The sequence below is a fragment of the Luteibacter sp. CQ10 genome, assembly GCF_040900725.1.
Lineage (GTDB): Bacteria > Pseudomonadota > Gammaproteobacteria > Xanthomonadales > Rhodanobacteraceae > Luteibacter.
Map to the genome: position 1 here is coordinate 291,328 of NZ_JAEUYM010000001.1, position 21,327 is coordinate 312,654.

Annotated in this window: 20 protein-coding genes; 19 read left to right on the forward strand and 1 reads right to left on the reverse strand. The window is 66.5% G+C overall.

The genetic code is table 11. From position 1 onward, the window contains the following. Position 1 precedes the first annotated feature (1 nt). The 18 genes from flgJ (at position 2) to fliM (ending at position 19,202) form a co-directional block, all read left to right on the forward strand. Complete coding sequence (gene flgJ / locus JNG39_RS01435; protein WP_247373721.1) at positions 2-1,006, forward strand: flagellar assembly peptidoglycan hydrolase FlgJ; 1,005 nt, start codon at positions 2-4, stop codon at positions 1,004-1,006. A 49-nt stretch (positions 1,007-1,055) separates the two neighbouring features. Next, positions 1,056-2,939 carry a flagellar hook-associated protein FlgK gene (gene flgK / locus JNG39_RS01440; RefSeq protein WP_368309241.1) on the forward strand — a complete coding sequence of 628 codons (1,884 nt, stop codon included), beginning with the start codon at positions 1,056-1,058 and terminating at the stop codon, positions 2,937-2,939. A gap of 2 nt (positions 2,940-2,941) precedes the next feature. Further along, positions 2,942-4,141, forward strand: coding sequence for a flagellar hook-associated protein FlgL (flgL, locus tag JNG39_RS01445; RefSeq protein WP_368309243.1), 1,200 nt, complete (start codon positions 2,942-2,944; stop codon positions 4,139-4,141). Between the two features lie 415 nt (positions 4,142-4,556). Then, the gene (locus JNG39_RS01450) at positions 4,557-6,002 is read left to right on the forward strand and encodes a flagellin (RefSeq protein ID WP_368309244.1); all 1,446 of its coding nucleotides are present in this window, start codon (positions 4,557-4,559) and stop codon (positions 6,000-6,002) included. A 140-nt stretch (positions 6,003-6,142) separates the two neighbouring features. After that, complete coding sequence (fliD, locus tag JNG39_RS01455) at positions 6,143-7,501, forward strand: flagellar filament capping protein FliD (protein ID WP_368309246.1); 1,359 nt, start codon at positions 6,143-6,145, stop codon at positions 7,499-7,501. A 19-nt stretch (positions 7,502-7,520) separates the two neighbouring features. After that, positions 7,521-7,937 (forward strand): flagellar export chaperone FliS, encoded by a 417-nt coding sequence (fliS, locus tag JNG39_RS01460; protein WP_144911395.1) that lies wholly within the window; start codon positions 7,521-7,523, stop codon positions 7,935-7,937. After that, a complete protein-coding gene (locus JNG39_RS01465; protein ID WP_368309248.1) occupies positions 7,934-8,230 on the forward strand; it encodes a flagellar protein FliT in 297 nt (98 codons plus the stop codon). The genes fliS and JNG39_RS01465 overlap by 4 nt, the downstream gene beginning before the upstream one ends. Before the next feature lie 26 nt (positions 8,231-8,256). Next, positions 8,257-8,835: a PilZ domain-containing protein gene (locus JNG39_RS01470; protein WP_368309250.1), complete on the forward strand. Its 579-nt coding sequence runs from the start codon at positions 8,257-8,259 to the stop codon at positions 8,833-8,835. Between the two features lie 395 nt (positions 8,836-9,230). Further along, a complete protein-coding gene (locus JNG39_RS01475; protein ID WP_368309251.1) occupies positions 9,231-10,655 on the forward strand; it encodes a sigma-54 dependent transcriptional regulator in 1,425 nt (474 codons plus the stop codon). A 169-nt stretch (positions 10,656-10,824) separates the two neighbouring features. Beyond that, positions 10,825-11,166 (forward strand): flagellar hook-basal body complex protein FliE, encoded by a 342-nt coding sequence (gene fliE / locus JNG39_RS01480; protein WP_144911386.1) that lies wholly within the window; start codon positions 10,825-10,827, stop codon positions 11,164-11,166. A gap of 78 nt (positions 11,167-11,244) precedes the next feature. Continuing rightward, complete coding sequence (fliF, locus tag JNG39_RS01485) at positions 11,245-12,912, forward strand: flagellar basal-body MS-ring/collar protein FliF (protein ID WP_368309252.1); 1,668 nt, start codon at positions 11,245-11,247, stop codon at positions 12,910-12,912. After that, complete coding sequence (fliG, locus tag JNG39_RS01490; protein WP_144911382.1) at positions 12,902-13,915, forward strand: flagellar motor switch protein FliG; 1,014 nt, start codon at positions 12,902-12,904, stop codon at positions 13,913-13,915. The genes fliF and fliG overlap by 11 nt, the downstream gene beginning before the upstream one ends. Continuing rightward, positions 13,915-14,580 (forward strand): flagellar assembly protein FliH, encoded by a 666-nt coding sequence (locus JNG39_RS01495; RefSeq protein WP_368309253.1) that lies wholly within the window; start codon positions 13,915-13,917, stop codon positions 14,578-14,580. Before fliG ends, JNG39_RS01495 begins: the two co-directional genes overlap by 1 nt. Next, positions 14,577-15,938 (forward strand): flagellar protein export ATPase FliI, encoded by a 1,362-nt coding sequence (gene fliI / locus JNG39_RS01500; RefSeq protein WP_368309255.1) that lies wholly within the window; start codon positions 14,577-14,579, stop codon positions 15,936-15,938. Before JNG39_RS01495 ends, fliI begins: the two co-directional genes overlap by 4 nt. Next, a complete protein-coding gene (gene fliJ, locus JNG39_RS01505; protein WP_368309256.1) occupies positions 15,938-16,372 on the forward strand; it encodes a flagellar export protein FliJ in 435 nt (144 codons plus the stop codon). The genes fliI and fliJ overlap by 1 nt, the downstream gene beginning before the upstream one ends. Before the next feature lie 42 nt (positions 16,373-16,414). Further along, positions 16,415-17,560: a flagellar hook-length control protein FliK gene (locus JNG39_RS01510; protein ID WP_368309257.1), complete on the forward strand. Its 1,146-nt coding sequence runs from the start codon at positions 16,415-16,417 to the stop codon at positions 17,558-17,560. Positions 17,561-17,671: 111 nt separating this feature from the next. Continuing rightward, complete coding sequence (fliL, locus tag JNG39_RS01515) at positions 17,672-18,172, forward strand: flagellar basal body-associated protein FliL (protein ID WP_368309258.1); 501 nt, start codon at positions 17,672-17,674, stop codon at positions 18,170-18,172. Between the two features lie 10 nt (positions 18,173-18,182). Next, the gene (gene fliM, locus JNG39_RS01520; protein ID WP_368309259.1) at positions 18,183-19,202 is read left to right on the forward strand and encodes a flagellar motor switch protein FliM; all 1,020 of its coding nucleotides are present in this window, start codon (positions 18,183-18,185) and stop codon (positions 19,200-19,202) included. Between the two features lie 187 nt (positions 19,203-19,389). Here fliM and JNG39_RS01525 read toward each other — a convergent pair whose 3' ends face one another. Continuing rightward, positions 19,390-19,971: a hypothetical protein gene (locus tag JNG39_RS01525; protein WP_368309260.1), complete on the reverse strand. Its 582-nt coding sequence runs from the start codon at positions 19,969-19,971 to the stop codon at positions 19,390-19,392. A gap of 953 nt (positions 19,972-20,924) precedes the next feature. On the opposite strand from JNG39_RS01525, the gene JNG39_RS01530 reads away from it, so the two are divergent. Continuing rightward, positions 20,925-21,206, forward strand: coding sequence for a hypothetical protein (locus JNG39_RS01530; protein WP_368309261.1), 282 nt, complete (start codon positions 20,925-20,927; stop codon positions 21,204-21,206). Positions 21,207-21,327 lie beyond the last annotated feature (121 nt).

Below are 21,327 nucleotides of genomic sequence, written 5' to 3' on the forward strand. Positions count from 1 at the left end.
CATGGCCGCCGCCGTCGACAACAACGCCCTGGGCACCTACACCGACCTGTCGGCGCTGGGTGGCCTGCGCACGGCGGCGCAGAAGGACTCGCAGTCCGCGCTGCCGGCGGTGGCGAAACAGTTCGAGTCGATCTTCACGCAGATGATGCTGAAGTCGATGCGCGACGCCAGCGCCGCCATGGGCGACGACATCATGGGCTCGCAGGCGGGCGACACCTACCGCCAGATGTTCGACCAGCAGCTTTCCGTCACGCTGTCGCAGGGCAAGGGCATCGGCATCGCCGACATGCTCATCCGCCAGTTGGGTGGCGCCTCCGCCGGGAAGACCGGCGCCAATGACGGCCTGTTCGCGGGCGTCACCGGCGATGCGTCCACCGTGCAGGGCATCTCGTCGCCCTCGGACAAGGACAGCGGCCTCATGGATTCGCTCGAGGCCATGCTCGGCAAGGCCGGCAAGATGGTGGGCGACGGCGCCAACGCGGTAGCCACCGCGGTGAGCAAGTTCGACATCGACGGTCCGGAGGATTTCGTGCGCACCTTCGCGCCGCACGCCATCGAAGCCGCCCGCAAGCTCGGCGTGTCGGTGCGCGCGCTGCTCGCGCAGGCCGCGCTGGAAACCGGCTGGGGCAAGCACATGCCCCAGCAGGGCGCCACGGCCAGCAACAACATGTTCGGCATTAAGGCCGGCAGCAGTTGGGACGGCAAGCGCGTCAGCGTGCCGACCCTGGAATACGAGAACGGCGTGGCCGTGCGCAAGCGCGACAACTTCCGCGCGTACGACTCGCCGGCGCAGTCGTTCAGCGACTACGCCGACATGGTGTCGTCGAGCCCGCGCTACGCGAACGCGGTGGGCCGTGGCGACGACATCTCCGGCTTCGCGCATGCGCTCACGAGCGGCGGTTACGCCACCGACCCGAGCTACGCGAAGAAGCTGGTGGACATCGCCAACGGGCCGGTGATGAAGCAGGCGCTCGCCGCGCTGAGCCACATCACCGACGCGCTGTGAAAACGTACGCAACGGGCCAACGACACGGTAAGAATTGAGGGAAACGACGATGGCCGATCTGCTTTCCACCGGGGTATCCGGCCTGCTTGCATCGCAAGTCGGCCTGTCCACCGTCGGTCACAACATCAGCAACGTGAACACCGCCGGCTACACGCGGCAGACCACCACGTTTAACGCACGCGCGCCGCAGTATTACGGTGGCATGTACATCGGCCAGGGCGCCGATGCGATCAGCGTGCAGCGCTCGTACAGCCAGTTCCTCACGCAGACGATGTGGTCGGCCACGTCGAGCCAGAGCCGCGCCCTGCAGTACGCCGCGTACACCTCGGCCACCAATAACGCGGTGAGCGGGTCGGCCAACCTGCAGAGCGCGCTCGACGGCTTCTTCGGCTCGGTGAACGACATGGCGAACGCGCCGACGGACACCGCCAGCCGCCAGGCGATGATCGGCAAGGCCAATACGCTGGTGTCGACCTTCCGTTCGCTGTCGTCGCAGTTCCAGCAGATCGACCAGCAGACCAACCAACAGATCGGCAGCGCCGTCGACAGCATCAATTCGCTGGCGCAAAGCATCGCCTCGCTCAACGGCGAGATCCAGAAGGCGTATGCCGGGGGCGCCGCGCCCAACGACCTGCTCGATGCGCGCGACCAGGCCATCAGCCAGCTCTCGGCCATCGTCGGCGTGAACGCCACCGAAAACAGCGATCACATGGTGACGATCTCGATCGGCAACGGCCAGCCGTTGGTGAGCGCCACGAACGCGGTGAAGCTGTCGACGGCGCCGAACCAGTACGATTCGTCGCGCCTTGAAGTGGTCGGACCCAGCGGTTCGGTGATCAGTAACCAGCTCGGCTCCGGCTCGCTCGGCGCGGCCTTCGATTTCCGCACGAACGTGCTCGATCCGGCCCGCAACCAGCTCGGGCGCGCGGCCATCGCCATGGAAGACGCGTTCAACAAGCAGCACGCGCAGGGCATCGACCTCAATGGCGATCCGGGCGGCGATTTCTTCTCGATTTCCGACCCGGCCGTGTTCAACAGCACCACGAACAAGGGCACGGCCAGCATGACGGCCAAGGTGACCGACGTGGGCAAGCTGGGGGCGTCCGATTACATCGTGCGCTACGACGGCACGAAGTGGGGCGTCACCACCACCGACGGCACCGTCGTGCCGTCGACGGGTACCGGCAACCCCGGTCCGCCGGCCGATCCGATCGTGATCGACGGCCTGGCGATCACCGTGCCCGGCGGCACGCCGCAGGCCGGCGACAGTTTCCAGATCCAGCCGACGCGCAACGCGGCCTCGACGATCTCGGTGGCGATCTCCGACACCAACAAGATCGCCGCGTCCGGCCCGCTCGTCGCCACCAAATCGGCCAGCAACACGGGCAAGGGCGTGCTCGGCGGCCTCACCGTCACCGATATCAACGACGCGAACCTGAAAACGCCGGTGGTGATCCAGTTCACCTCGCCGACCACCTACACGATCAACGGCGGGGCGCCGCAGACCTATACCGACCCGGGCACCATCACGGGCAACGGCTGGACGCTAAAGCTTTCCGGTGCCCCGGCCGCTAACGACACGTTCAACGTGAATCCGGCGGCGTCGGCCAGCGGCGACAACGGCAACGCGCTCGCCCTGGCGAACGTGGCCACCAAGGGCGTGCTCGACAACGGCGTGACCACCGTGGGCAAGTCGTACAGCCAGCTGATCGCGCAGGTCGGCACGGCCGGTGCGCAGGCGAGCACGGCGCTCGACGCCCAGCAGAGCATCCTCGACCAGGCCACGGCCGCGCAGCAGAGCCTGTCGGGCGTGAACATGGACGAGGAAGCCTCGAACCTGCTGCGCTTCCAGCAGGCGTACGCCGCGTCGGCGCAGGTCATCACGACGGCGAACACGATCTTCGAATCCCTCCTGAGCGCGGTGCGAGGCTGATCATGCGAATTTCCACTTCCTGGGGGCAGCAGCAGGCCGTCAACTCGATGCTCAATCGCCAGTACGAGCTGTCGCAGACCCAGCTCGCGCTCGGCAACGGCAAGGCGATCCAGACGCCGGCGGACAATCCCGCCGCCGCCGCGCGCGCCGTCGACGTCAGTTCGGCCAGCGCGCAGAACGACCAGTACACCCGCAACATCCAGTCGGCTTCCAATCGTCTCGCGACCGAAGAGCAGTCGCTCTCGTCGGCGGGCGACATCCTCGATCGCATCCGTACGCTCACGCTCGAAGGCATGAACGGCACGCAGACCGACGAGTCGCGCAAGTCGATCGCGGCGGAACTCCGCCAGAACCTGAGCGCGCTGGCGAGCCTCGCCAACACGCGCGACGGGCAGGGCGAATACATCTTCGCCGGCAGCCGCACGTCGACGCAGCCGTTCACCGTCAGCGACTTGAGCGTCACGTACGGCGGCGACCAGAACCAGCGCATGGTCGCGGCCGCGCCGGGCATGCAGGTGGCCACGGGCGACGACGGCGATAGCGTGTTCATGGCGATCAAGGGCGGCAACGGCACGTTCACGACATCGGCCGGCACGACGAACACGGGCACGGCGGTGGTGCAGACCACGTCGGTCACCGACGCGAGCCAGTGGGACGGCAGAACCTATGGGGTCACGTTCACCTCGCCGACGACGTACGAGATCCACGACCTGACGGATCCCACGGCGCCGGTGGTGTCCACCGGCACCTATACGGGCGACTCGGGCGCGATCCAGTTCAAGGGCGCGCAGCTCAATCTCACCGGCACGCCGGCGACGGGCGATACCTTCACGGTGGCGCCATCGTCCAACCAGGACGTGTTCTCCAGCGTGGGCAACATCATCACCGCGCTGGAGGCTGGCGGTGGCGGCGGTGCCGCGATGAACAACCAGCTCAACGCGCAGCTGATGAACCTCGACCAGGTGCAGGGCAACTTCCTCAATACGCGCACGCAGATCGGCGCGCGCATGAACGTGCTCGACCAGCAGACCGACATCGGTTCGGACGCGAGCCTGCAATACAAGAGCACGCTGTCGGACCTGACCGAGCTGGATTACGCCAGCGCCACGAGCAAGTTCGCGCAACAGCAGTCGGCCTTGGATGTCGCGCAGCAGGCTTACGTGAAGATGCAGAATCTTTCGTTGTTCAACTATCTCAAGTAAGAGCCGATGTGACGTGCAGACATGCACGGGTTCACGGCGCTAGGTTCCTGCGTGCGCAGGAACGACGTGAGGCGATTAGGAAGGGGGCAGTAAAGCTTGTAGTCCGTCGTTCCTGCGAACGCAGGAACCCAGCGCCGGACGTCCGAGGTTGCGATCAAGGTCTCCTACGCGCTTTTTGCCGCAATACCACCCAATGACCCGAAAAATCCCCTAAACCCGCAGGAGATCATGCCGATACACCCCAAGACAGCGGCTGGGCAGGGCATTCCTCCCACACCCGCGTCAAAAAAACCTCTCAAGTTTCTCCCCGGCGTGCCGTAAACCTCTCTGAGGCGGAAGGCTTCCCTAACGGAACCCCGCCGGACTACGCCGCACCTATCCGGCCATTCGGTTCCGCTTAAAAAGGATCAATCCGATGTCTCTGACCATCAACACCAACATCTCGTCGCTGACCGCCCAGAACAACCTGAGCAAGTCGCAGAACAAGCTGTCTTCCGCCATCGAGCGCCTGTCGTCGGGCAACCGCATCAACAGCGCGAAGGACGACGCCGCCGGCCTCGCCATCTCCACCCGCTTCACCACCCAGATCAACGGTCTGGACCAGGCCGTCCGCAACGCCAACGACGGTATCTCGCTGGCCCAGACGACCGAGTCGGCCCTGGACGAGGTCACCAACAACCTGCAGCGCATCCGCGAACTCGCCGTGCAGTCGACCAACGCGTCGAACTCGGCCAGCGACCGCGCGGCGCTCGACGCCGAAGTGCAGCAGCGCCTGTCGGAAGTGACCCGTATCGCCACGCAGACCAACTTCAACGGCATGAAGGTGCTCGACGGCTCGTCGAAGAACCTCAGCTTCCAGGTCGGCGCCAACGTGGGTGAAGTGATCTCCGTCGGCCTGAACCAGGGCGTGAAGGCCAACCAGATCGGCCAGCTCGCCAGCGGCTCGATCGGTGGTTTCACCCCGGCCGCCGCCGCCACTGCCGGCACGACGACCGGTTCGGCCCTGCCGGCCAGCTTCGACTTCTCCGGCGGCAATGACTTCGACCTGACGGTCAACGGCAAGGCGGTCACGCTCAACACGAATACGACCAACGCCGCCGGCTTCGTTACCGCGTTGAACACGGCGCTGACGGCCGCTGGTGCGGGCGCCACCGCGTCGCAGGACGCTAACGGCAACCTCGTCCTGACCTCCTCGGGCACGGGCAAGGCTGCCACGGCTCCCACGGTGACGGGTGCCGGCGCCGCCGACCTGGGCACGCTGACCTCGGTCAACGGCCTCGACAAGGGCGACATCGCCCCGGTCACCCTCGGCGACGTCACGCTGCAGGTCGGCGACAACGCTGCGTTCAGCCTGAAGGGTACCTACAAGAGCGCCCAGGACCTCGCCGACGCGATCAACGCCAAGTCGGGTGACGGTATCAACGCCTACGTCGGCCAGAACGGCCAGGTGCAGTACGCCTCGGCGTCCGACGTGACCGTGGGCGGCACCACCGCCGACCTGACGGCCGCCGGCCTCACCGCCGGCAAGGTGGCGGTCTCCACGACCCAGACCCTCGCCGACTCCAGCGTGAAGACGGTCGATGGTGCCAACCAGACCATCGCCAGCGTCGACGCGGCCCTGCAGTCGATCTCCGACGTCCGCTCGGACCTCGGCGCGATCCAGAACCGCTTCGAGTCGACCATCTCCAACCTGCAGAACATCTCGCAGAACCTGACCTCGTCGCGCTCGGCCATCACCGACGCCGACTTCGCCCAGGAAACCGCGAACATGTCCTCGGCTCAGATCCTGCAGCAGGCCGGCGTGTCGGTGCTCGCCACCGCCAACCAGTCGCAGCAGATCGTCACCAAGCTCCTCGGTTAATCGACGAGCGCTACCGCCCCGGGGGCAACCCCGGGGTTGGCAGGGTAATTGCTTAGTTGTCTGCGGCGGCTTTCGGCAACGAAGCCGCCGTCGGCAAATTGGCGCCCCGGGCAGTGAGGCGTCTTCCCAAGGAGCACCTCATGGCCACCAGTCCCGTCAACCTCGGTTCGAGCTCGATCGACGTTCCGACCATCGTCAAGAACCTCGTCGCCAACAAGCGCGCGGCTCCCGACAAGGCGATCTCGGACAAGCTCAGCCAGAACAGCACGCAGATCTCCGCGGTCGGCAATTTCACCTCGTCGGTCACCGCGTTGCAGAGCGCGATCAAGTCGCTGACCGACGGCACGGCGTTCAAGACCCAGAAGGTGTCCGTCGGCGACGACGACGTGCTCGGCGCCACCACCGACACCGATGCCCAGCCGGGCAGCTACGACATCAAGATCACGCAGCTGGCCTCGGCGCAGAAGACCACCTCGTCCGCCTTCACCGACAGCAAGGCCACGGTCGGCACCGGCACCCTCACGATTTCCGTCGGCGACAAGACCCTGTCGCTGGACATCGACAGCACCAACAACACGCTCGAAACCGTTCGCGACATGATCAACAAGTCGTCGAGCAACCCCGGCGTGAGCGCGGCCATCGTCACCGGCAAGGACGGCGCGCATCTCGTGCTCTCCTCGAGCAGCACCGGCGCATCGAACGCCTTCACGGTGACCAGCAGCGGCGGCGACGGCAAGCTCGCCGCGCTCGATTTCGACCCGGCCACCGACGTGCCCACCGTCGCCGGCCAGGATGCCGAATTCACCATCGACGGCCTCGCCGCGAGCAGCCCGACCAACGTCGCCACCAAAGCGATCGACGGCGTCACCCTCACGCTCACCAAGATCGGCGAGAGCAAGCTCGACATCACCAACGATACGTCGGCCGTCACCACGGCCATGCAGAGCCTGGTGTCGTCGTACAACAGCTTCATCGGCACCTATCAACAGCTGACGAAGTACGATCCGACGAACCAGCAGGTCGGCGCCCTGATCGGCGACGCCACCGTGTCGTCCATCAAGAGCCAGATCTCGACCTTGCTAGGCAAGCAGTTCACGGGCAATGCGCCCGGTCCGACGTCGTTGAGCAACCTCGGCGTATCGTTCCAGACCGACGGCACGCTCGCGCTGGACACGACCAAGCTCACCAAGGCGCTGACGGACAATCCGAAGGAAACGCAGGACCTGCTCAGCGGCACGGACGGCATCGCGCCCACGCTGGACAAGCTCATCACGAGCTGGACGTCGACCACCGGCATCCTCACCCAGCGCAAGAACAACCTGAACCAGACCACCAAGGACCTGAACGACCAGCAGGACGCGCTCGACAAGCAGATGGACGACTACACCGACCGGCTCACCAAGCAGTACACCGCGTTGGACGCGATGATGACCAAGCTCGCCGGCACCACCAGCTTCCTGTCGCAGCAGTTCGACCTGCTGGCCAACAGCAAGTCCTGATCCCGAGGATACCCATCCCATGTCTTACGGTTACTCCCGCGGCGTCGGCGCCTACCAGCAGGTCCATGCCCAGGGCGGCGTGGAAACGGCCGACCCGCATGGCCTCGTCACCCTCCTGCTCGACGGCGCCCTCGAGCGCACCCGCTTCGCGCGGGGCTGCATGCTCGGCGGCAACGTCGCGGGCAAGGGCGAGGCCATCTCCAAGGCCATCGAAATCGTGGGAGGCCTGCAAAGCGGGCTGAACCCCGCCATCGATACTCCCCTGGTGGGGCAACTCGACAGCCTCTACGACTACGTGAGCCGTCGCCTCCTGCATGCCAACCTGCGCAACGACGTCGACGCCCTCGACGAAGTCACCCGCCTGCTCGGCCAGATCCGCGAGAGCTGGGTCGCCATTCCGGTCGAGGCGCGCCAGGTGCCGGGAGCCGGTGCATGAACGACCTCGTCTGGTGCGACGTGGGCCGGGTGCTGGAACTGACCGAATCCATGCACGAGGCGGCCAGCGAATCGCGCTGGGATGACCTGATCGCCCTCGAGGCCGAGCGTGATCCCGTGCTGCACTCGGGCACGATGCGCCAGTCCCCCGAGACGCTCGAGACGCTGAAGTCGATCATGCTGCTCGACAAGCTGATCACCGACCTGGCGTCCGCCGCACGCGACGAAACCGCCCGGGAGTTGGGGCAGGCCCGCCGCGTGCGCCGCGCCGTGGCCGCGTATAGTTCGTTCTGAGCGAGCCGATGGCGGGGAAGGGCACCATGAGCGACGAAGGCTGGACGGCTTTTTCCGATCGCGTGGCATGGGAGGCTCGTTTCCATGCCGTGTGCGAGGCGCGCGAACGGCCCGACGCGGGCGAGTTGGCCCTCGTCAACGACCGCAATGCCAGCGTGCTGGTGGCCGTGTCGGCCCTGATGGAGCGGCGCAGCGAGACGACGGCCGAAGACGACGGCCCCCTCAGTCAGGAAATCACCCGGCTCGACGCCAAGCTCAACGTGCTGATGGAGATCGTCAACCGATTGCTCCTGCCGCAGGCCAGCCTGCCGCCACGCATCGCCTTGCGTTTCAACGCCATGGGCGCCGTGTTGCCCTGGGACGGCCTGCCGCCGGCCGGCCAGCACGTGATGCTCCGCCTGCACTTCGACGCCTGCCGGGCCCTGCCGCTCGAATTGCCGGGCGTGCGCCTGCCGGGCCCGTCCGACGGCCGCGGGTTCATCGGCTTCGACGGGCTCAGCGAGCCAGTGCGCGACGGCATCGAGCGCCTGGTATTCCGCCAGCATCGCCGGCAAGTGGCCGAGGCCCGGGCGCAGGCGCGGCCAGCGGACACGTCCGAGGGCTGAGGCAAGATGGTTCGCCGATACGATCGGCTCCCACCCCTTCAGTAGGAGCGTGGCCCCCGAAGGGGTGGGAGCCGATCGTATCGGCGAATCGAGGGTGCCTCGGTCGGCCTGTACCAATGCCTCCGGCACTTAGTGACCTTTTACGTCACGCGACGGGAAAACGTCGCATGGCACCCAGCGTCACATTCGTGACGCGTGTCGTCAGGATTGACGCCGACGCGCGCCTTCACGCTTTCAACACCTGCCGAAAAGGTTTCCGTCACGTTCGCCAAGTGTGAGGCACGACGTGAATTTACGTCGTCACGCGGCGGAATTCCGACGTTGGCATGCTCTTTGATTGATACCTCCCCGTGAAGTCGATGTGGACTTCGATCCCATTCCCGGTGAGGTTCCCTATGAAGTCGTCCAACTTTCTCGTCGTCGAATCCGATCGCGCCCGTGCCGATGGCATCATGTCGGTGCTGGCCTTCCTCGGATACCGTCCCGTGCTGGCCAGCGGCCTGCAGGCGGCGGACGCGGCGGAGAGTTGGCGGGGGATCTTCGTCGGCACCGCGGAAGACGAGGTGGAGCTCGACAGCTACGTCGCCTTGCTCGGACGCAGCGGGCGCGACCTGCCCATGCTGGTCGCCGCCGATTCGCCGCTGGCCGCGACGCTGCTCTCCGACGATTCGCGCAGCCAGAGCGTCGAGCTGGTGGACGTGCCGCTGCGTTACGAGCGCCTGTCCGAGGCCCTGCGGGCCCTTCAGTCGCGCATCCAGCCGCCGGCCGCGAGCCTGCGCATGGTGGGCCAGTCCGGTCCGATGCAGCGGGTCAACGCCCTGATCCGCCAGGTGGCTCCGTTCGATTCCAGCGTGCTGGTGCTCGGCGAATCCGGCAGCGGCAAGGAAATGGTCGCCCGCACCATCCACGAATGCTCGCCGCGCCGCGACAAGCCCTTCGTGGCGATCAACTGCGGCGCGATCCCGGCGGAGCTGCTCGAAAGCGAACTGTTCGGCCACGAGAAAGGCGCCTTCACCGGTGCCATCAGCACCCGCAAGGGACGATTCGAGCTGGCCGAGGGCGGCACGCTGTTCCTTGACGAGATCGGCGACATGAGCCTGCCGATGCAGGTGAAGCTGCTGCGCGTGCTGCAGGAGCGCGTCTTCGAGCGCGTGGGCGGCAACCGTCCGCAGCGCTGCGACGTGCGCATCATCGCGGCCACCCATCGCAATCTCGAGGAAGCCATCGAGCGTGGCGGCTTCCGCGAAGACCTCTATTACCGCCTGTCGGTGTTTCCGCTGGAGATGCCGCCGCTGCGCCAGCGCCTGGAAGACCTGCCGGCGCTCATCGGTGAATTCAACCAGCGCCTGGTCCAGCGCGGCCTGTCGTCGGTGCGCTTCTCGCCCGGCGCGATGAACGCCCTTTGCCGCCACGGCTGGCCGGGCAACGTGCGTGAACTGTCGAACCTCGTCGAGCGCATGGCCATCCTCATGCCGCACGGTGACGTGCGTGCCGCCGACCTGCCGGAAAAATACCGCGGTGCCGCGCCGCTGGAAGAGGTGTCCGGTGCCGCCCTCATCGCGATGATGGAAGCCGAGCCGGAAGTGACCGAAAGCTTCACGGCCCTCGGCGCCAACGACGGCGATCCCTCGGTGCTGCCGCAGGGCGGCCTCGACCTGAAGGATCACCTCGCCGGCATCGAGATCGGGTTGATCCGCCAGGCGCTGGACTCGGCCAACGGCGTGGTGGCCCATGCGGCCAAGCTGCTGCGCGTGCAGCGTACGACGCTGGTGGAGAAGCTGCGCAAGTACGGTCTGTCCGAGGCGGCGCAGGCGGGTTGATGCTCCGCGGGATTCGCGGACACGGTCCGCTCCCACCCCTCCGGTAGCCACGCTTCCGCCGATGGGGTGGGAGCCGATCGTATCGGCGAACGGATTCGCGAAGACCTTCCCGGTTGGCACACCTCGTGCATCGAGTGCCATAAGTCCGATACCGCGTTGGAAAACCGTCATGAGCACGATCGACGTCAACAACCTCCTGTCCCAGATGCGCCGCATCAGCGCGCAGACCGAGATGCCCGCGATCCGCGGCGTCGGCGGCCTGGGCAACGAAACGACGCCGGTCGGCAAGGGCAGCTTCGGCGACGTGCTGAAGCAATCCATCGACGGCGTGGCGAAAGCGCAGGACAAGGCGGAAAAACTCTCCAGCGCGTTCGAGCGCGGCGACCCCCAGGTCGACCTCGCGCAGGTGATGATCCAGGGCCAGCGAGCCGATCTCGGCTTTCGCGCCATGACCGAAGTACGCAACAAGTTCGTCGATGCGTACAAAGACATCATGAACATGTCGATCTGATCGACCCCACGAATCGATTGAGCCCGAACCATGGCCGATAACGGCGTAGCTACCACGGAAAGCGGCACGGCAACGCGCATGGACTCGCTGAAGTCCCTCGCGCAGACGCCCGCGGCACGACAGTTGTTCATGCTGGCCGGCATCGCCGCCGCGGTCGCCATCGGCATCGCCGCCGTGATGTGGTCGCGTGCGCCGAACTACGGCCTGCTCTACGGCGGCCTCGAGCAAAAGGACGCCGCCGCCGTCACCCAGGCCCTGCAGAGCGCCAACACGCCCTATACGCTCAGCGCCGACGGCAGCTCGATTTTCGTGCCCGCCGCCGACGTGGCCGGCGTGCGCCTGAAACTGGCGGGACAGGGCCTGCCGCAGGGTAACGCCGCCAACACCATCCCGGCTTCCGATTCGCCGTTCGGCATGAGCGACATGGCCGAGCGAGCGCGCTACCAGTCGATGCTGGAGAACGATCTTTCCTCCACGATCGCCGGCCTGCAGTCGGTGCGCGCGGCACGCGTGCACCTGGCGATGCCCAAGCCGTCGGCGTTCATCCGCGACAACAAGCCGGCCAGCGCGTCGGTGGTGGTCACGCTGTATCCGGGCCGCCAGCTCGACCAGGGCCAGGTGGCCGCCATCGTGCACCTGATCGCCGCCAGCGTGCCGGGCCTGGATACGCGCCAGGTATCCGTCATCGACCAGACGGGCAACCTGCTGACCGTGAGCGATCCGGACAGCGCGATGGCCATCGGCGACAGCCGCATGCGTCTTTCCAACCGCATCGAGGCCACGTATACGCAGCGCGTGGAAGACCTCCTCACGCCGCTGGTGGGCGCGGGCAAGGTGCGCGCGCAGGTATTCGCCGATCTCGACTTCTCGCAGACCGAGAAGGCCAGCGAAACCTTCAACCACGACAACCCCGCGCTGCGCAGCGAGCAGACCAGCAGCGAAACGCGCACCGACGCGGCCAACCAGGGCGGTGTGCCCGGCGCGCTGAGCAACCAGCCGCCGAACACCGGCGGCAACGCCACCGCCGCGAATCCGGGCAATGCCAACGCGGCCAAGCCGGGTGCGCAGGCCGCCACGCAGCAGACCGCGCAGACGCCGACGCAGAATTCGCAGAGCGCCACGCGCAATTACGAACTGGATCGCACCGTCAGCCACGTGACCGATCCGGCCGGCAAGGTCGCGCGACTCACCGTGGCCGTGGTAGTCGACAACAAGCAGGTGATCGGCAAGGACGGCAAGCCGAGCAGCGTGCCCTTCACCCCGGAAGAACTCACCCGCCTCACCGACCTCACCAAGAACGCCGTGGGCTTCAGCGCCTCGCGCGGCGACAGCGTCAGCGTCATCAACGAGCCGTTCCGCGGCGCGGTGGCCGACGTCGAGCCCACGGGCACGCCGTTCTGGGAGCGTCCCGGCATGCTCGACCTCATCAAGCAGGGCCTGGGCGTGATGGTGGCCCTGGTGGTCGGCTTCTTCGTGTTGCGTCCGATGCTCAAGGGCCTGTTGAAACCGGCGCCGATCGCGATGAACAACGTCGCGCTGGCCGGTCCGATGCCCACGGTGTCGGTGATGGTGGACGACGACGACATGACGCCCGACCGCGTCACCGCCACCGCGCAGCCGCAGATCGGCTCGCCGCAGTTGCTCGCGTACGAACAGAAGGTGGGCCTCGCCAAGCGCATGGCCGCCGAAAACCCGAAACAGATCGCGCAAGTCGTGAAGAGCTGGGTGGGCGCCGATGGCGACTGACATGAAAGAAGCCCTCACCGGCGCGCAGAAAGCCGCCGTGCTGCTGCTCACCCTGGGCGAAGACGACGCGGCCTCGATCCTCAAGCACCTCGGCGCGCGTGAAGTGCAGGCCGTCGGTACGGCGATGGCGGCGTTGAAAAGCGTCTCGCGCGAGCAGGTGGAACTGGTGCTCACGCAGTTGCAGGAAGACGCCGGCCAGCACACCGCCATCGGCGTCGGCACGGAGGAGTACATCCGCCGCATCCTGGTCAACGCGCTGGGCGAGAACAAGGCCGGCGGCCTTATCGACCGCATCCTCCTGGGCCGCAGCAGCAAGGGCCTGGAATCGCTCAAGTGGATGGAGAGTCGCGCCATCGCCGAGATGGTGGGCCAGGAGCATCCGCAGATCATCGCGCTGGTGCTGGCACACCTCGAGCCCGACCAGGCCGCCGAAGTGATCGGCTATCTGCCGGCGCGCACGCGCAGCGACGTGGTGATGCGCGTGGCGACGCTCGACGGCGTGCAGCCGCATGCGCTCAACGAGCTGGACGAAATCATGGAGCGCCAGTTCTCCGGCAATTCCAACAAGCTGAAGTCGGCCACCGTCGGCGGCCTCAAGGCCGCGGCGAACATCCTCAACGCCATGGAAACCGCGAAGGAAGCCGAGCTGATGAGCACGATCCGCGGCATCGACTCGGCCCTGGGCGAGCGCATCGAAGAGCTCATGTTCGTGTTCGACGACCTGGCCGAGATCGACGACCGCAGCATGCAGACGCTGCTGCGCGAAGTGCCGTCGGCGCGCCTCATCACCGCGCTCAAGGGCGCCGATGCGGCCATTCGCGAGAAGATCTTCGCCAACATGTCCAAGCGTGCCGCCGACATGCTGCGCGACGACCTCGAGGTGAAGGGGCCGGTCCGCCTGTCCGAAGTGGACGCGGCGCAGAAGGAAGTGCTTGCCACCGCGCGCCGTCTTGCTGACGCCGGCCAGATCAATCTCGCCGGCGGCGGCGACGAGTTCGTCTGATGAGCCTCACGTCCATCCTTTCCCGCGAACGCGTCGAACGCTTCGAGCGCTGGGAGCTGCCCGTGGTGGGCGCCCCGGAGCCGCAGCCCGCCGACGACGAGCAGGAAGACCAGGGCCCCCAGCGTCCGACCGTGGCCGAGATCGAGGCGATCGAACGCCAGGCCCGTGAAGAGGGTTTCAACGCAGGACTGGCCGAAGGCCGGGCCATGGCCAAGCGCGAACTCACCGCGCAGGTCGCGCGCATCGACGCGCTCATCGAGGCCATGCAGCGCCCCTTCGCCGACCTGGACCACGAGGTCGCGGCCGATCTCGCCGCGCTGGCGACGGTGATCGCCGAGCGGGTGCTGGGTTACGAGATCGCCACGCGCCCGGAGAAGATCGTCGAGGTGGTGCGCCAGGCCGTGGATGCCTTGCCCGCCGCCACGCGCCACCTGAAGATCCACCTGCATCCCGCCGATGCCGCCATCGTGCGCGAGCATCGCTCGTCGCTCGATCACGAAGGCACGGTGATCGACGACGCGGCGCTCGAGCGTGGCGACGTGCGCCTGGAAAGCGAGCACTCCCGCCTCGACGCGCGCGTGCGCACGCGCCTGGCCGCCGTGGTCGACAGCGTGCTCGTATCGCCGGTCGAAGACGGCGAACCCGTCGCGGACGACGCGCCGTGAATGCCGAATCGCACCTCGCCGCTCGCAACGCGCACTGGCGCGAGGCGCTGTCGGCGCAAGCGGCCAACGCCGCCCGCGTGCGCCCGCTGCAGGCCGAGGGCAAGCTGCGCCGCGTGGTCGGACTCACGCTGGAGGCCGTCGGTTGCGAGGCGCCCGTGGGCGCGCGCTGCATGGTCGCCGCCGCGGACGGCAAGCAACTGGAAACCGAGGTGGTCGGTTTTTCCGACGGCCGCCTGCTGCTCATGCCCACCGGCGAAATGCATGGCGTATTGCCGAACGCGCGGGTGACCCCCGTGGCCGCGGTATCGGGCGTCCCCGTGGGCGACTCGCTGCTGGGCCGTGTGATCGGTCCGGACGGCATGCCGCTGGACGGGCAGGGACCCTTGCTGGCGCGCGATCGCGCGCCGTTGCGTCGCGATCCGATCAACCCGATGATGCGCCAGCCGATCGACACGCCGCTGGACACGGGCGTGCGCGCCATCAATTCGCTGCTCACCGTGGGCCGTGGCCAGCGCATCGGCCTGTTCGCCGGTTCGGGCGTCGGCAAATCCACGCTCATGGGCATGATGACGCGCTTCACCAACGCCGACGTGGTGGTGGTGGGCCTGATCGGCGAGCGCGGCCGCGAAGTGAAGGAATTCGTCGACCACACGCTGGGCGAGGAGGGGCGCCGTCGCGCCGTGGTGATCGCCGCCCCCGCCGACGCGCCGCCGCTGTCGCGCCTGCGTGGCGCGCAGGTGGCCACCGCCGTGGCCGAGCATTTCCGTGACGAGGGCAAGCGCGTGCTGCTGCTCATGGATTCGCTCACGCGTTATGCGCAGGCGCAGCGCGAGATCGCCCTGGCGATCGGCGAGCCGCCCGCGACCAAGGGCTATCCGCCGTCGGTGTTCGCGATGCTGCCGGCCCTGGTCGAGCGCGCGGGCAACGATGCCGAGGGGCGCGGTTCGATCACCGCGTTCTACACCGTGCTGACCGAGGGCGACGATTATCGCCACGACCCCATCGCCGATTCGGCGCGCGCCATTCTCGACGGCCACATCGTGCTCTCGCGCGACATGGCCGAGGCGGGCCATTACCCCGCCATCGACATCGAGGCATCGATCAGCCGCGTGATGCCGGCGGTGGTGAGCAAGGAGCACATGCGTTCGGCGCAGCGTTTCCGCCAGGTGTATTCGGCTTACCGCCAGCAGCGCGACCTCATCGCCGTGGGCGCCTACCAGCGTGGCAGCGATCCGCGCACGGACGAGGCCATCGCCCTGTATCCGAAGCTGTCGGCCTTCCTCCAGCAGGAAACCGACGAGCCCGTGACCATCGACGAGGCGATCGCCGGCCTCGCCGCCACGACGAGGACCGACTGATGCCCTCGCGCGCCGATCGCCTGCAACCGGTGGTGGACCTCGCCGCCGAGAAGGCCGAGGATGCCACCCGCGCGCTTGCCACGCACCAGCGCGCCCTCGCCGACGCGGAGCACCAGCTCGCCGAGCTTCGCCGTTACCGCAACGAGTACGCCGAGATGCCCGCGGGCATCGGCGTCGCCGCGCTGCTCAACCGCCAGCAGTTCCTGCAGAAGATCGACATGGCCATCGTGCAGCAGTTGGGCGAGGTGCAGCGTCGCGAGCAGGCGCTCGACCGCGCGCGCGTGGCCTGGAGCGATGCGCGCGGCCGCGCGAAGGCGCTGGATTCGGTCACCACCAAATATCGCGAACAGGAACGCAAGTCGCAGGACCGCCGTGAGCAGGAACAGGCCGACGAGCGTTCGCAGTACCGCCGCACTCCCAGGAATGCGGACTGACGCATCATGCGACGGTCCCACGTACCGCCAGGAATTTCCCCGATGAACAACGCCTCGCTCGTCCTCAACGTCGCCGCACCGTCGCCTTCGACGGGTCATGCGCCTGCCGCTTCGTCGAATGACGGTACGCCGGCCGGTCGCGGTTTCGATGCCGCCATGGCGGCAGCGCACGTCGACGCGGGCAAGCCGAACGCGGCGCCGCCGCCGCCGCCGAAGCCCAAGGCGGCCCCGTCGCAGGACACGACCCAGGCCAAGGGTCCCGACCACGACGCCTCGACGCCCACGCAGGCCAAGGCCCCGGCGACCGCCGACGACGACGCCGCAAAGGACGACGACGGCGCCGGCAAGGACGACAAGGCCGATGGCGGCGACACCTCCATCGCCACCGCCATGCTGGCGTTGATCGGCGTGCCGCCCAAGGCGCCGCCGGCCGTGCCGGCGGCCCCCGCCGATGCCGTCGGCGACGCCGCGGACACCACGGCGGCGGCCCTGGGCCTGGGCGGCTTGCCTCCGCTCGGCGCCGATGCCGCGTCGGCGGCGACGGGCATCAAGGATGGGCTGGTGGATTCGCTCGGAACGGGCACGAACGCAGCCGTCGCGACGACGCCGGATGCCAATGCGGCGGCTTCCGTCTTTGCCTCGTTGCTTGCCACCCAGGCCGCCGACGCCACGCCCGACAAGAGCGATGCGCGCTCGTCGACCGATCCGTTGCAGGCATCGCCCATGCCCTTGCTGCATAACCCCGCGCCGAACGTGGTCGCCGTGCCGCAACTGCAGGCCACGCATCCGGCCGCCTCGCCGCAGTTCGCCCAGGAGCTGGGCGAGCAGATCGCCTGGATGGGTGCCGGCCAGCTCAAGGAAGCACAGATCAAGCTGCATCCCGAAGAGCTGGGCACGATGGACGTGCGCGTGAACATCGACGGCGGAAAGGTCAACGTCGCCATCATGGCGCAGCATCCGGCGGCGGTGCATGCCGTGCAGCAGACGCTGTCGCAGCTCGACAGCATGCTCGCGCATCACGGTCTCGAACTGGGCCAGGCGAACGTCGGCCAGCGCCAGGCGGGGCAGGGTGGCGACGGCGGCGGCTCCGCGCGGGGGCAATCCCAGGGCGGTGACGATTCGATCGCCGGCGCGCCGGTGGCGGCCACGTCGCGCGTGTCGCGCGGGCTGCTCGACGAAGTCGCCTGACCGGCCGCCTCGCCGCGACGAGGCGGCGGCGCGCGTCAAAAAATTATCGCTGCATGCATGGCATGCCGCTTGCTTTAATACCGGCATCCGTAACGAAGAGGTTTTCCCCGCATGGCCGCTGCACCCAAGAACGCCGACGACGCCGCTCCCTCGCCCAAGAAGAAGGGCAAGGCCAAGCTCCTGATCATCGGCGCCGTCGTCGTGCTGGCGGCCGGTGGCGCGGGCGCGTTCGTCATGTTGAAGGGCGGCCATGGCAAGGGCGCCGAAAGCGCGGCCGAGGCCGAGAAAGCCAAGCCGGCGTTGTACCTGCAGATGGATCCGGCCTTCGTCGTGAATTTCCAGGACGACACCGCGCTGCGTTTCCTCCAGATCGGCGTCAACGTCATGTCGCACGACCCGGAAGCCATCGCCGCCGTTCGCGAGGCCGATCCGGAAATCCGCAACGCGCTGCTCATGCTGTTTTCGGCGCAGGACGTGAAGACGTTGTCCGACGTGAAGGGCAAGCAGAAGCTGCAGGCATCGGCCCTGGCCGAGGTACAGCGCATCCTGAAGGGCAAGATCGGCCGCCCGGGCGTGGATGCGGTCTTCTTCACCAGCTTCATCATGCAGTGAGCCAGGGGCGATGAGCGACATCCTCACCCAGGAAGAAATCGACGCCCTGCTGGCGGGCGTGGAAGGCGGTTCGGTCGAAACCGAAATCGACGAGCCGGTACCGCCCGGGTCGATACTCGACTACGACTTCACCCAGCAGGACCGTATCGTCCGCGGCCGCCTGCCCACGCTCGAAATGGTCAACGACCGTTTCGCGCGCTACTTCCGCGCCAACCTGTTCAACGTGCTGCGCAAGTCGTGCGAAGTGTCGGTGCTGGGCGTGAGGATGACCAAGTTCAACGAGTACGTGCACTCGCTGGCCGTGCCGAGCAACCTGAACCTCATTCGCATCAAGCCCCTGCGCGGTACCGCGCTGATGGTGTTCGAGCCGCGCCTGGTCTTCACCGTCATCGACAACTTCTTCGGCGGGGACGGCCGTTACCACGCGCGCATCGAGGGCCGCGACTTCACGCCCACCGAAAACCGGGTGATACAGATCGTGCTCCAGGAAGCCTTCGGCGCCATGGCCGAGGCCTGGGCGCCGGTGCTGAAGATGCAGTTCGATTTCCTCAACTCGGAAATCAACCCGCAGTTCGCCAACATCGTGAGTCCCACGGAAACCGTGGTGGTGTCGCGCTTCCACATCGAGCTCGACGGCGGCGGCGGCGAAGTGCACCTCACGCTGCCGTATTCCATGGTGGAGCCGATCCGTGAACTGCTCGACGCGGGCGTGCAGAGCGATCGCGCCGAGCGTGACGAGCGCTGGATCCAGAACCTGCACGAGGAAATCCTCGACGCCGAGGTGGAAGTCACCTCCATGCTCGCCGAGGCGCGCCTGACCATCGGCGACTTCCTGCACCTGCGCAAGGGCGACGTGATTCCCATCAACATGCCCGACCTCACCACGGTCTTCGCCGAGGACGTACCGATCTTCCGCGGCCGCATGGCGAATTCGAACGGCAACAAGGCGATCCGCTTCGAGTCGCTGATGCGCCGTAACGCGCAGCGCCCCGCGCCCTTGCCGGTCGAGCCCGTGGCCGACCCCGCGTAACCAGGTCTACCTACCGAGGGGTGGGAGCGGACCGTGTCCGCGAACCCTCATCGCATCCTACTCACGAAGGAGGCCATGCGGTGATCATGCGAGCTGTCAACCGCCCGCAAGATCACCGCATGGCCTCTTTCGCCCTAGCCACCGCGAGGGTTCGCGGACACGGTCCGCTCCCACCCCTCGGTAGGCCTCATTCTGGCAGAACCCATCCAAGCATCATCATGTCGATCGCCGCATTGGCATATATGAAACTAACCGCTTTGGCGATTCGACTTTTCGCCAGCACGGAGAAGACCGGGGCGATACCCACCAGAAACATCCATACGTGATGTGGCACGGCAAGACCGCTGGGCAGCGGTAAGTCAGGCAACCACTCTTGCGCCGCGAGGATGGTCACGGCGAGGGAGAACAGCGCGGCGAAGACGGCCAGGGCGGTCATCACCCGTTCAACGATTAGTTTCCAGGCGGCGCGCTTCGTTCGCAAGGCTTCCTGGGGAGCATCGCAAGCTTTCGATAGCTCTGTTTCGTCGTCTTTTCGCTCCTGAGCGGGTGGAATCGTTCCGCATAGCGGACAGGCGAAGTTTTCCCGGACGCGTTCAGGAGCATTCCGGTATTTCCAAGCCGCCGCCAGGGAAAGCAACCACGCTATGGCGCAAATGATGACTACGCCTGTCGAAGAATTGCTGTCCTTTGCAGCTTCCTCCCTGGCCACCGTGAACCATATCCATGTGAGCGTCGCGGCTAGGGCCGCGAATGGTTTATCCGGTTTCACTACATGCTTCCTTGCTCTCGATCGGGCCGATATTCGACCAGCGATAGAGGTGCATGGATGTAGTCAGAAACCGATTCTTCCCGTAGGCGATGTAAAGCAACGCACCGCGAGCCTCACACCGATCCAGTGAACCTCCTACCGAAGGGTGGGAGCGGACCCTGTCCGCGATGGGAGCTTGCGGCAAGCGCCCATCGTTACGAAGACGGGTATCAAAATTGCGAGACGTATACGATCCGACATCGTCAGCGATTCGATCTCGCCAAATCGTCCATGGCAAACACCACCCGTGATGAAGAAGCATCACGGTATCGGCACGCCTACAGACAACCCGCCATCGATTTGATAGGGTTCCCCTCGTTGCCTGCGCTGCTACTCACACGGTGCCGCAGGCAACCATCGCTCGAAGCGGTGAAGAGCGCAGGGCAGAGGTGGTGGAACACCGTCTGCCCTGCTGACCAAACCAACTGTAGAAGAGTTGATTCGGCTATGCGAAATAGTACGCGATTCAAGCGCCCGCCGCTTCCCCGCGGCGACACCCTCGACGGTTACCGGACTCTCTGGCCTCCTTCCAGACGCGGTTGACGAACCGCGGCGTCCGCCGTGTTCACTGCGACTTTTCTCAGCCGTACGACCCGGCGCGTCAGCGCTCGGCCTGAATCCGGCTGACGCCGCACCCCACTTCCCAACCCAAACACCCGGCGCCCGGACACGGGCAGGCCGTCGAGTCTCATCGTCTTCGAGCGATGGCTCCACCCGCGGCACGTCCGTGACACGGCGTGCCGCACCTCGACAGCATCCCCTCGCGTCGCCCCTGCGCAGGCAGGGGCCCAGCGTCTTTCGCTCGTCGATGGCGTGAGGCGCAAGATGCTGGATTCCTGCCTTCGCAGGAACGACGGGTAGGAGGGCGTGCGGATGACTGGGTAAGACATACCCTTTTTCTCAAGGAGAATGTGATGGACGAACTCAAAGAACCCTGGGTACTCGGCAACGGAAGCTTTGGTCTCATGGCCGAGGCTACTACCGACGAACTGCTCAACGATGCCACCGAATGGCTGCAGTACGCCAAGGCCCTAACTGAACTGTTGGGCGAAATAGTAGGTGACTCCGACATTCTTGATCGCCGACGCTTGATGCTTACCCTTGGCGCGGTCGACGTTCTGACCGACATAGGCATGCGATGCGCCATGCAAGCCCATGCGCGGGTGCAATGGGACAAGGTTGATGGCGGACGGTGATTCTGTTGCGCTTTTTGATCTCAATATATGAGTGGTTTTTGCCAATTATGTGTAGGCAACTTCCTTCATAACATAGGAACATTGCCCGCCCTCCGATGGCGGGCCTGCGTTCTACTTCGAG

Coding starts and splice junctions, on each gene's coding strand:
- flgJ (WP_247373721.1), top strand. CDS start 2: ATGGCCGCCGCCGTCGACAACAACGCCCTGGGCACCTACACCGACCTG.
- flgK (WP_368309241.1), top strand. CDS start 1,056: ATGGCCGATCTGCTTTCCACCGGGGTATCCGGCCTGCTTGCATCGCAA.
- flgL (WP_368309243.1), top strand. CDS start 2,942: ATGCGAATTTCCACTTCCTGGGGGCAGCAGCAGGCCGTCAACTCGATG.
- JNG39_RS01450 (WP_368309244.1), top strand. CDS start 4,557: ATGTCTCTGACCATCAACACCAACATCTCGTCGCTGACCGCCCAGAAC.
- fliD (WP_368309246.1), top strand. CDS start 6,143: ATGGCCACCAGTCCCGTCAACCTCGGTTCGAGCTCGATCGACGTTCCG.
- fliS (WP_144911395.1), top strand. CDS start 7,521: ATGTCTTACGGTTACTCCCGCGGCGTCGGCGCCTACCAGCAGGTCCAT.
- JNG39_RS01465 (WP_368309248.1), top strand. CDS start 7,934: ATGAACGACCTCGTCTGGTGCGACGTGGGCCGGGTGCTGGAACTGACC.
- JNG39_RS01470 (WP_368309250.1), top strand. CDS start 8,257: ATGAGCGACGAAGGCTGGACGGCTTTTTCCGATCGCGTGGCATGGGAG.
- JNG39_RS01475 (WP_368309251.1), top strand. CDS start 9,231: ATGAAGTCGTCCAACTTTCTCGTCGTCGAATCCGATCGCGCCCGTGCC.
- fliE (WP_144911386.1), top strand. CDS start 10,825: ATGAGCACGATCGACGTCAACAACCTCCTGTCCCAGATGCGCCGCATC.
- fliF (WP_368309252.1), top strand. CDS start 11,245: ATGGACTCGCTGAAGTCCCTCGCGCAGACGCCCGCGGCACGACAGTTG.
- fliG (WP_144911382.1), top strand. CDS start 12,902: ATGGCGACTGACATGAAAGAAGCCCTCACCGGCGCGCAGAAAGCCGCC.
- JNG39_RS01495 (WP_368309253.1), top strand. CDS start 13,915: ATGAGCCTCACGTCCATCCTTTCCCGCGAACGCGTCGAACGCTTCGAG.
- fliJ (WP_368309256.1), top strand. CDS start 15,938: ATGCCCTCGCGCGCCGATCGCCTGCAACCGGTGGTGGACCTCGCCGCC.
- JNG39_RS01510 (WP_368309257.1), top strand. CDS start 16,415: ATGAACAACGCCTCGCTCGTCCTCAACGTCGCCGCACCGTCGCCTTCG.
- fliL (WP_368309258.1), top strand. CDS start 17,672: ATGGCCGCTGCACCCAAGAACGCCGACGACGCCGCTCCCTCGCCCAAG.
- fliM (WP_368309259.1), top strand. CDS start 18,183: ATGAGCGACATCCTCACCCAGGAAGAAATCGACGCCCTGCTGGCGGGC.
- JNG39_RS01530 (WP_368309261.1), top strand. CDS start 20,925: ATGGACGAACTCAAAGAACCCTGGGTACTCGGCAACGGAAGCTTTGGT.